This window comes from Streptomyces sp. NPDC037290 (assembly GCF_055603245.1).
This window is the reverse complement of the sequence record NZ_JBVJVZ010000064.1, coordinates 1-8,624: the sequence shown is the minus strand read 5'-3', so window position 1 is coordinate 8,624 and position 8,624 is coordinate 1. Positions and strand designations below refer to the sequence as shown.

General features: G+C 65.1%; 8 protein-coding genes and 1 pseudogene. 7 read left to right on the top strand and 2 right to left on the bottom strand.

From position 1 onward, the window contains the following. Positions 1-1,223: 1,223 nt before the first annotated feature. The 5 genes and pseudogenes from ACZ7HQ_RS44140 (at position 1,224) to ACZ7HQ_RS44120 (ending at position 6,093) form a co-directional block, all read left to right on the top strand. The gene (locus ACZ7HQ_RS44140) at positions 1,224-1,433 is read left to right on the top strand and encodes a hypothetical protein (protein WP_471002950.1); all 210 of its coding nucleotides are present in this window, start codon (positions 1,224-1,226) and stop codon (positions 1,431-1,433) included. Positions 1,434-1,505: 72 nt separating this feature from the next. Beyond that, a pseudogene (locus tag ACZ7HQ_RS44135) lies at positions 1,506-2,853 on the top strand (IS701 family transposase). A gap of 450 nt (positions 2,854-3,303) precedes the next feature. After that, complete coding sequence (locus tag ACZ7HQ_RS44130) at positions 3,304-4,476, top strand: hypothetical protein (protein WP_471002947.1); 1,173 nt, start codon at positions 3,304-3,306, stop codon at positions 4,474-4,476. A 101-nt stretch (positions 4,477-4,577) separates the two neighbouring features. Further along, positions 4,578-5,297: an IS6 family transposase gene (locus ACZ7HQ_RS44125; protein WP_471002944.1), complete on the top strand. Its 720-nt coding sequence runs from the start codon at positions 4,578-4,580 to the stop codon at positions 5,295-5,297. 76 nt (positions 5,298-5,373) lie between these two features. Continuing rightward, positions 5,374-6,093 carry an IS6 family transposase gene (locus ACZ7HQ_RS44120; RefSeq protein WP_471002941.1) on the top strand — a complete coding sequence of 240 codons (720 nt, stop codon included), beginning with the start codon at positions 5,374-5,376 and terminating at the stop codon, positions 6,091-6,093. A gap of 414 nt (positions 6,094-6,507) precedes the next feature. On the opposite strand, the gene ACZ7HQ_RS44115 is transcribed toward ACZ7HQ_RS44120, so the two are convergent. After that, the gene (locus tag ACZ7HQ_RS44115) at positions 6,508-6,657 is read right to left on the bottom strand and encodes a hypothetical protein (RefSeq protein WP_471002938.1); all 150 of its coding nucleotides are present in this window, start codon (positions 6,655-6,657) and stop codon (positions 6,508-6,510) included. A 180-nt stretch (positions 6,658-6,837) separates the two neighbouring features. Next, a complete protein-coding gene (locus tag ACZ7HQ_RS44110) occupies positions 6,838-7,605 on the bottom strand; it encodes a transposase (protein ID WP_471002935.1) in 768 nt (255 codons plus the stop codon). Between the two features lie 169 nt (positions 7,606-7,774). Between ACZ7HQ_RS44110 and ACZ7HQ_RS44105 the strand changes: the two genes are divergently transcribed. Beyond that, complete coding sequence (locus ACZ7HQ_RS44105) at positions 7,775-8,035, top strand: hypothetical protein (protein WP_471002933.1); 261 nt, start codon at positions 7,775-7,777, stop codon at positions 8,033-8,035. Beyond that, positions 8,007-8,534, top strand: coding sequence for a DUF6879 family protein (locus tag ACZ7HQ_RS44100; RefSeq protein WP_471002930.1), 528 nt, complete (start codon positions 8,007-8,009; stop codon positions 8,532-8,534). Before ACZ7HQ_RS44105 ends, ACZ7HQ_RS44100 begins: the two co-directional genes overlap by 29 nt. Positions 8,535-8,624: the final 90 nt, after the last annotated feature.

Below are 8,624 nucleotides of genomic sequence, written 5' to 3'. Positions count from 1 at the left end.
CCACGATACTCCCGTGCCGCTCGCTGCCGATTCCCCACACCCACCCGCAAACCTCCAGCTCACAGAGGTGTTGCGACGACCGATTGAATCCGCCGTGTGCGCAACGATCCTTTAAAACCGTCCGCAGAATCGTGTCTCCACCGACGCCGCCCCTGCCATCCCCCACACGAGGGGCGCACACCACATTAAATAATCCTGTGATTACGTGATAAGCCGCTGACTTACTGTCAGAAATTCCCGGCAGCCCACGCCCAACACACCCCGGCCTATGCCCACGGCCCGGCGGGGTACTCCCGCCTCGCTCGTCAGGATGATCACCCGTTCATATCCGTAACATGTTCGCACTGAGGCGAGTTTATGCGGATTGTGCGAACTAAGATCATCACCGTAGCCGCTGGACTCCTGCGTCTGCGAACGCCGCGGCAGCACCCGAGCCCCACCATCCCCGAGAGCACGATCGTGCCGGCGCCCCGCCGCGTCCCCGACCCCGCAGCCGCCCGTGCCGCCCTGAGACGCGCCCTATGGCTACTGGAAACACCCGAAGACCCGGCAGCCCTCACCGGTGCACGCGAGGCCGCGCGAACCGCTCTCGCCACCGTGCCATACCCGTGGACAGCGCCAGAGTGTGAAAGCGCCCGACGGGGATGGCGCAGCCACACATGCCTGCACCAAGGCTGCACACGATGCGCCGCATACGAAGCAGGCGACCCCATGCCCACCCACGACCGATGACAACAACACAAGGGGACGCGCGAGAACCCCTTATCCCTTACCCCTTACCCCTTACCCCTTACAGCCACCAAGAATAGAAAAGACCGCGTGCGATGTTGAAAAGCGGGAAGAATGCCAACAGCCTTTTGGTCAGGAGAACCGCGAGAACTGGAGCAGGACAGGTCTTCCGCCATTCAGGAGGAGGGAAATGAACGGGTGAGAACTCCCGTCACCGCAAAACGCCTCCACATCCTGGAATGCCTGAAAGACCCAGCCACACACTTCCCACCACAGCACCACCAAAACCAGGACTGCGACGGCGTCACAGCGGACGCCGTCGCCAAAAAACTCGGCGTACCACGCAAGGTCGCCACCACCCACCTCAACCTGCTCACAAACCTCGGCCTACTGACACGGCAGCTGTAGTTCTTGATCGTTGACACGTTCGTGCTGGTCAGCTGGGTGCAGGGTGTCTGCGGACAGGGAAACGGCCACCGTGATCATGAACGTTTGTGACAACGATCAAGGACCAGGTGGCCGTGGAGGCCACGGTAGCCCAGCAGGAGTGGACGGCCGCGTTCGGGGCGGTGATGGCCGAGGTCGCTGACTGTTTCCCGCGCCGGGAACCACGGCTGCTGGCACGGGAGATGACCGAGGGGATGCTGATGGAGCTGGACACGCGTAACTGCTGGACGCTCGGTCACGGCAGCTGTAAGTCGTGATCGTTAAGCTGTTGGTGCAGGTCAGCGGGGTAGGCGGGGACACGAGAACGGCCACCTCGATCATGATCGGTTGTGGAGTCGATACATGACGTGGTGGCCGTGGAGGCCACGTTAGCTCAGCAGGAGTGGACGACGGCGTTCGGGGAGCTGATGGGGCAGCTGGCGGACTGCTTTCCCAGGCGCGACTCGCGGCTGCTGGCGCGGGAGATGACGCAGGCGATGCTGATGGAGCTGGAGCGGCGCAATTGGTGGACGCTGGCCGAGGCGCTCGGGCACGACGGCCCGCACCGGCTGCAGCACTTCCTCTCTCGCGGTGTGTGGGACCATGATGCGGCCCGGGACGGACTGGCCACGTGGACCTGCAGTCAACTCGCCGATGAGCAAGCGGTGTTGATCCTGGATGAGACAGGGGACGCGAAGTCCTCGACCGACTGTGTCGGTGCAGCCCATCAGTACTCGGGTGCACTGGGCGGGGTGGGCCTGTGCCAGGTTGCCGTCCACCTGACCTACGCCTCGTCCCGCGGACACGCGCTGGTCGACCGGGAGCTGTACTTGCCGGCGGGCTGGGCCCAGGACGAAGAGCGGCGGCTGCTGCGGCACGTGCCGGAGGAGGTGTGCTTCGCCACCAAACCCCAGCTGGCCATCACCATGCTGCACCGCGCCCGCGCCCTGGGCATCCGCGCGCTGGATCACCGGCGACGAGGTCTACGGCGGTCTCGAGCTGCGCCGCACCGCCCGTGCCCTGGGCTTTGACTACGCGGTGGCAGTCAGGACCGACCACCGCGCCACCACCGCGACCGGCCGCCATCCGGCGGCCGAGCTGGCCCGGAAGGTAGCCAAGCGGGCGTGGATGCGGATGCGGACCGGACGCGGCCGCAAGGCAGACCGCTATTACGACTGGGCTTTGATCGATGTGCTCGACGACGATGTCCCCGAGGGCCACGCGGCCGCCCCGGGACGCTCCTTTCTCGTCGTACGCCGGCACCGCTACACCCGCGAACTCTCCTTCTACCGCTGCCACTCCACCACCCCCGTCAGCCTCGCCGACCTCGTGGACGTCATCTGCACCAGGTGGAAGATCGAGGAGGACTTCCAAGGCGCGAAGGGCCACGCGGGGCTCGACCAAGGGCAGGTGACCTGCTGGAAATCATGGATGCGGTGGAGCCTGGTCAGCCTTCTGGCCGCGGCAGTTGTGACCGTAACCCGCGCACGTACGCACACCTCAGACAACGATGGCGTCGAACTCGTCCCGGCCAGCCCACGCGAACTCCTGGCCGTCCTACGGGCAACCGTCATTCCCACGCCCCGCCGCGACCTGGCCCACGTCCTGCACTGGTCAGCCTGGCGTCGCCGCCACCAGCATCAAGCCACCGCCTGCCACCGACAGTGGAACAACATCACCGCCGCCGCGACCACCTGACCAGCAACGATGCCCTACCGATCAAGACTTACAGCTGCCGTGACTGTTCCTCAACATAGGTTCGCCGATGAGCACCTGCAGTGGCGCTTACTGCACCATTCCTGACCAGGGGCAGAGCAGTCGACAACTGCTTTGCCTGTCGTCGTTGACACCCCTCGTACGGTCCGAAGGCAGCCCCGGAGTGTGTCAGATCGCGGCACTCCAGCTCGGGCAGCCAGTCGGTGTCGGTGACGGTGCAGCCACTGGAAGTGCCAAGACATTTATCTCCAGTTATGGTGATGTACTGAGCGATTGCGGTGATCAGACAAGTCAACACATGATGAGGAATGGTGCAGCTCACAAGTTCAAAAGTCGGCTGCCCGTCGACCGTGACTGCGCCCTGGCCACATGGTTCTAGGAGATCGCATGAAGTTAAAACGGAGACGGCTCTCGGTTAGTTCCCTCTGGGTGATGGTGATCTGCTTACTGGCAGCCCCCGCCATGGCATCATCCAGGCTGATCCCTCTCGAGAAGAAGGTTGGTGATCCGTTCACCGTCTTCCATGTGGGTCGATCAGTCAAAGACCCACGTCAGGCGTTCTTTGTGCCCTACCGCGGCAACCCAGTCGTCAGCGGCCCGAATCTGTATGCGGCCAATCCCGTCAAGGACCCCGTCAAGAAGATCTGGCACGTCTACTTCGGTGGCTGGAACGCTGCAGGACAGCAGCATGACGATATCTATATGTCCAGCACCAGAGACGACACACTCACCCACGGCTTCTCCGGCGTCAGGACGGTCATCGGTCACGGCATTTTCAATCACGTCAACGACCCCTCAGCGGTCAGGTTCAAGGACGGTCACTGGGTCATGGCTATGACCGCCGCCGGACCGGTCGGTGTCGAGGGGTGCGCAATACTGAAGTCCGGTGACGGCGTGCACTGGCCGCAGCTGACCGATTACAGTCACCAGATCACCTTCAGGGGCGCGCACGTCAGCAGCTGCGCCCGCCCATCGTTGATCTATAACTCGCGCTATAAGGGCGGTCACCGGTGGCGGTGGGAGTTGTACTTCGACGGCCTGGTCAATGGCCGTCACAGGCAGCATCTGGCTGTCTCCACTGAGCCCTTCCCGAGGCACTTTGAATATGTGGCTGAAGTTGGCGCGTTCGTCGACGCAGACATCAAGCTGGTCAACGGGCAGTACATCGCCGCGTACCGCAGGATCATCACGCCCATGAGATGGCCTATCTATTACGCGACCAGTCGAAATGGCCTCCACTTCACTGACCATAGACTCCTGCTTTCCCCGGATCCGTTGGCGAGTTATGACGATTGCGGCGTCACCAACCCGGGATGGGCCATCAACGAGAAGGGGCTTATCACCGCCTTGATGTACGGGGGCACGAACAGCTGCAACTACGATACGCACAAACTTGGGGTTGCCCTTCCGCAGGCGGAGGTGACCCTCTTCAGTGGCAATCTAGCCCATGTGCACCGGCAGGCCATCAGCGCCACCGCACAGCGCATCGACACCCACCAGTACGACAGTGTCGACCGGATCATGATTATTCAACGGCCCGGCGCGCGCCCGATCATCAACCAAAAAGTCCATGGCACCCGTGGGGACGCCTGGGCTGTTAAATAGCGTCTCCGTGCCCCGCATATCCTCTTCTGGGTGTTATCAAGTTGATTGAGGGGCGGGGTGCGATGATCTTGGTGTAGATCGTCATGGGGAGGGGTCTGCTGGTGGACAGTGCTGCGCCGTCGTACAAGGGCTTCCGGTTCCCGTCGGAGGTGATCGCGCACGCGGTCTGGCTGTACCACCGCTTCCCCCTGTCCTTCCGCGACGTGGAAGAGCTCCTCTTCGAGCGCGGCATCCAGGTCTCGTACGAGGCGATCCGGCTGTGGTGCGAGCGGTTCGGCCCCGCCTACGCCGCCGGGCTGCGCCGCCGGCAGCCCCGCCCGGGTGACCGGTGGCATCTGGACGAAGTCTTCATCAAGGTCAACGGCCGGCTGCGGTACTTGTGGCGCGCGGTGGACCAGGACGGGAACGCGCTGGACATCCTCGTGACCGACAAGCGCGACACCAAGGCCGCGAAGCGCTTCTTCCGCAAGCTCCTCAAGGGCACCGGGACCCTGCCCCGGGTGATCGTCACGGACAAGCTCCGTTCATATGGTGCCGCCCACCGAGACGCCATGCCGTCGGTCGAGCACCGCAGCTCGAAATATCTCAACAATCGGGCAGAAAACTCCCATATCGCCACCCGGGAACGCGAGCGGCGCATGAAGGGCTTCCGCCACGTCGGCACCGCCCAAAGATTCCTCGCCTCCTTCTCCCGGATCTCACCGCACTTCCGTCCCCGCCGACACCTCAGGACCGCCCCCGACTACCGCACCGAGATGACCAACCGCTTCACCATCTGGCACCAGATCACCGGCACCACACTCATGGCCACAACCGCCTGAACCAGACACCACCGCACCACATCTCGGATCTGGGACGATCGCCAGGTTTGTTGATCTTCCTGGGGAGGGGCTGGCTGTGGGGGCCGGGGCGGCGTCGTACAAGGGGTTCCGGTTCCCGGCGGAGGTCATCTCCCATGCGGTATGGCTGTATTTCCGTTTCCCGCTCTCCTACCGCGAGGTGGAGGAGCTGCTGCTGGCCCGCGGAATCATCGTCTCCCATGAGACCGTCCGGCAGTGGTGTGACAAGTTCGGGCCCGAGTACGCCGCCCGGCTGCGGCGCCGTCGGCCGCAGGCTGGCGATAAATGGCACCTCGACGAGGTGTTCATCAAGGTCAACGGGGTGCGGCAGTACCTGTGGCGTGCGGTGGACCAGGACGGTCATGTGCTGGACATTCTGGTCCAGTCGAAGCGGGACGCGAAGGCCGCGAAGCGGTTCATGGCCAGGCTGATAAAGAAGCAGTGCCGGGTGCCCCGGGTGCTGGTGACCGACAAGTGCCGTTCCTACGGGCCGGCTCACCGCGCGCTGATGGGCTCGGTGGAACACCGCTCCCACAAGGGCCTGAACAACCGGGCGGAGAACAGCCACCAGCCGACGAGGCAGCGCGAACACGCCATGAAAGGCTTCCGCTCACCCCGGTCGGCCCAGAAGTTCCTCGCCGCATTCAGTCAGATTTCGCCTCATTTCCGGCCCCTCCGTCACCTGATGACCGCGACCGAGTACCGCACCGAGATGACCACCCGCTTCACCGTCTGGGACCACATCACCGGCGTCACCACCCTGCCCGCGCCAGGCTGAACCAAGGCTGCCATCCGGGCCCCACCACGCCCTGCCACGCCCCAACAACCCACCAGCCTCGATAAGTTGACGACGCCCGCTGCCGTGTCATCGATGTAGTTCCAGGAGGAGGGCGTGCAGGGCGCGGCGGGTCTCGCAGAGGCTGGCGTCGTCGACGCACTGCTCACAGCCGCCGGGGTGAGCGTGGTGGGCAGTGTGCACGGCGCGCCGTGTGCAGGGCCGGCAGGCGCGCAGGAACCAGTGGCCGCCGTCGGTCTCGCGCTCGCCGAGGTCTATGGCCGTGGCGGTGGAGAGCGGTTCGCCCGCCCCAGATGCAGGCCGCTCCGCCGGCCCTGGCGTCGGGCAGGACGCTGAGGTCGGGCAGCGGGGTCAGCGGCAGCAGGCCGGTGGGGATGTCGACGAAGGCCATGTTGCTCATGACCACCGCACCGCCCTCCAGACGGACAGCAGCGGCTTCCCGGCCGGGCACGGATCAGTGCCGTCCGCGCAGGCCGGGCAATGGCTGTAGTGCAGGATCAGCGCCTTGTACGCCGCATAGGGCGGCTTCGCCTCGAAGGCCTTCATAGGCCCGGATAGCGCGTCAGGCGCTGGGCGCGATCGCCGTGTTCTGGCCGGCGGGCAGGCTGTACGGTGCATGGTGTCGGCGCTCCTCGCAGCGTTGGCCACACCCCGGGAGGTTCCACCACCTCGCCGGGGTCTTTTCGTACCCGTCGACGCTAGAGGTTGTCCCGTATGGGGTGTGAGTTATCCAGTGAGGGCCAGGTTGTGGAGCCGGGCGATGCCGAGCATCGCGTGGTGAACGCCGCGGCCCTTGAGTCGACAGTCCCGCAGAATTTTCCAGTTCTTCAGCCGGGACAGGGCGTGTTCCACCCGGGCTCGCGCCCGGCGGTGGACGGCGTTCTCCGCTTCTTGGTGCGGGCTGAGGTGCGTCTGACCTCGTCGTTTGCGGTGCGGGATGAGTAGGCCGGTGCCCTGGTATCCGCCGTCGGCGAGGGTCGGTGCGCCGCGGCAGACCCGGTCGACGCCGGACTCCGTGAACGTCCGGCAGTCGTTGCGGCTGCCGGGCAGCGGCAGGCCGATCGCCACGACCAGGCGGCTGTTGGCGTCGATCACGACCTGCAGGTTCGTCGAGTACCGATAGTTCTTGCTGGACGCGGCCACACTGCGGTCACGGGTGGGCACCAGGGTGCCGTCGACGATGTAGACGGTGTCTTTGCGCGGTCGGCGGGCTGGCGAGATGGCCAGCAATGGCGCCAGGTGGTCGAGGATGCGGTCAGCCGCAGACTTCGAGACCCCGAACAGCGGTGCCACCTGCCGCAGCGTCAGGTTCGTGCGCCAGTACGTCGCCACCAGCAACACCCGGTCCTGCAGCGGCAGCCGCCAGGGCCGGCCGCGCTGCACGTCGCCACCGCGACGCCGTACCAACGCCACCAGCCTGGTGAACTGCGACTCGCTCAGCCCGGAGAACGGCTCGATCCACTTCGGATCATCCGCTGAGATCACCCCACCCATGCCCAGCCAACGCAACAACCGACCCACCGGTTACGGGACAACCTCTAGGAGCGTGCGCAGTCGCGCTGCCAGCAATGTGCACACGCGAGTTGTTTGCTGTCTTGACCAGCGTGGCGGCGCGTCAGACGGTGATGTACATCTCTGAACACCACGACGAGCGGAGGCAGTCATGACCCTACAGTTCATCGGGACCGACCCGAATACCGGGGACGGTGAAAGCCCCACCGTGTGGGTCGACCAGGAAGCGGAGGAGCTCGTTCTGCAGGGCTGGAAGCCGGGCCCCGAGCTCGAAGCTGAGTGCGCAGCCTTCATGGTTCCCGGCCACGCGGTGGGCATCCCGGACCACGAGGCCGTGATCCGTATCCCGGCCCGGATGGCGCCAATGATCAGGGAGGCATGCGATGCCGTCGAACGTGCCGACGTTTCCTGAACTCCTTGGCGCGGCCACCCGGTCGGCCGTCCACCTGGAGATGCGAGACAGCTACGCCGTCGACTACGAGAAAGGTCCGTTCGCCCAGTGGCGTGCTGGCTACCGGCACGATCCGGCGGACCGTGCCTCTTGGTGGCGCCCGTGGCTCGACTTCATCGAGGAGGCGGTAGGCCGCGGTGTCGTCGTGCGCCGGGCTCGCATCGTTTCGGAGCCGGTCAGTGAGTACACCCGCTTCCTGTACGACGGCACGTTCACGAACGTCGCCGCAGGCGAGCAGGTGCGCTGGCTGTCTCGGCGCTGGGCCTCCGACCTCACCCTGCCCGGCAATGACTTCTGGCTCATCGACGGACGTCTGATCCGGTGGAACCACTTCACCGGCGAGGGCGCCTCGGCGGGCGGGGAGATCAGCGAGGACCCGGCCGCAGCGAAGCTGTGCGCGGAGGCCTTCGAAGCGGCGTGGGCGCGCGCGAACCCCCACGACCAGTACACGATCAGCTAGGGCGTGTATCGAATGTGCTGGTCACAGCCACTCGTTGATGGCCGCGACGAGGACGGTCGCCTCGTAGCGGACCGCGAGTTTGTCGTAGCG